The organism is Aerococcus sp. L_32 (assembly GCF_050689315.1).
Map to the genome: position 1 here is coordinate 1 of NZ_JBOEQF010000534.1, position 1207 is coordinate 1207.

The following is a 1207-nucleotide window of genomic DNA, read 5'->3' on the forward strand; positions in this document are numbered from 1 at the left end:
CCATGACCAAACAGAAGCCATGACTTTGGCTGACCGGATTGTCATCATGAATGCTGGTGAAATCCAACAAGTAGGGACACCGCTTGAAGTCTATAACAACCCAGAAAATGCCTTTGTAGCAGCCTTTATGGGGTCGCCTGCCATGAACCTGGTGGATGTGAAGTATGAAGCTGGTCATATTCATTTAGAAGGTGGCACCAAGCTTGAAGTGACCCCACCATCTCGGCGCATTTTAGATGAGAAAGGTTATGACGGCAAAACAGTGACTTTTGGTATTCGTCCAGAAGATATGCAGTCTGAACAATTGGCTTTAGACGCTACACCAGAAACGGTTGTCGAACCAACCATTACGGTGTCAGAGTTAACTGGTGCAACATCAATCCTTTATTTAGATGTAACTGGTCAAGAATTTATCGCGGTTGTAGATGCCCGTGATTACCATGAAGTTGGCTCAACCATCAAGATTGCCTTTAACATGAACAAAGCGCACTTCTTTGATGTTGAAACGGGTAAAGTGATTAAATAGCACGACCGAGGTACATGCGAATCTTACTCAAATCGTGTGTACCTTTTCTTATCGAAAATAAAGAAACCGGTTGCATTAATTGCTGAAGAAATATTTATAAGGAGGATTCACATGACAGAAACAGTAACAAATTTAAAGGTAGCCATTATCGGATGCGGAGGTATTGGTATGCAGAAACATCTACCAGCCTTGGCTCAAGTGGAAGGGGTTGAATTGGTAGCTTTTTGTGATTTGATTGAGGACCGCGCCCTAGCTGGAAAGGCTAAATTTGGTAGTAATGATTCGCGTGTCTATACGGACTATCAAACCATGCTAACTGAAGAAAGCTTAGATGTGGTCCATGTCTGTACCCCAAATGCGACGCATGCAGAATTATCCATTGCAGCGCTTGATGCAGGCAACCACGTAATGTGCGAAAAACCCATGGCCAAAACAGCTGAAGAGGGTCGCACGATGATCGAAGCGGCTGAACGAAACGGTAAAAAATTAACTATCGGCTATCAAAACCGTTTTAGAAAGGACAGCCAATACCTAAAAGCTATCTGCCAAGAGGGTCAATTAGGAGAAATTTACAATGCTAAAGCGCATGCTATTCGTCGTCGCGCTGTCCCAACTTGGGGTGTATTCCTTGATGAGGAAGCGCAAGGCGGAGGTCCTTTAATTGACATCGGTACTCATGCG

2 protein-coding genes are annotated in these 1207 nt (G+C 44.1%); both read left to right on the forward strand.

What is annotated here, in order from left to right; genetic code table 11:
* Nucleotides 1–526 (forward strand): TOBE domain-containing protein (locus ACRCJ0_RS14560; protein ID WP_431390920.1); only part of this gene is annotated, 526 nt, incomplete at its 5' end.
* A gap of 111 nt (nucleotides 527–637) precedes the next feature.
* Nucleotides 638–1207 (forward strand): Gfo/Idh/MocA family protein (locus ACRCJ0_RS14565; RefSeq protein ID WP_431390921.1); only part of this gene is annotated, 570 nt, incomplete at its 3' end.